We start from the raw sequence: 245 nt of genomic DNA, 5'->3' as shown, positions 1-245 counted from the left end.
CCTGGACGTGGCAGCAGATCACCCAGACGGGATTGATCACGAAGGGCGGTACCGATGATGACAGCCTGGCCGGCTGGGCAGGCAAGGACATCATGTATGGCGAGTCTGGCAATGACACGCTGGATGGAGGCTCGGGCAGCAACCAGCTGTATGGCGGCGCCGGCGATGACGTCCTGAAGGTCAGCACCAATGCGAGCAACAACCTGCTGGCGGGAGGGACGGGGGATGACACCCTCAATGGCAGC

Annotated in this window: 1 protein-coding gene; it reads left to right on the top strand. The window is 62.9% G+C overall.

What is annotated here, in order from left to right:
* On the top strand, nt 1–245 hold a 245-nt coding region (locus RND78_RS28070), incomplete at both ends, for a hypothetical protein (protein WP_312733519.1).

Origin of the sequence: Pseudomonas oryzihabitans (genome assembly GCF_032027545.1) — a bacterium.
Lineage (GTDB): Bacteria > Pseudomonadota > Gammaproteobacteria > Pseudomonadales > Pseudomonadaceae > Chryseomonas > Chryseomonas oryzihabitans_F.
Note: the sequence above shows the minus strand (reverse complement) of the source record. Positions and strands in the feature narration are given on the sequence as shown.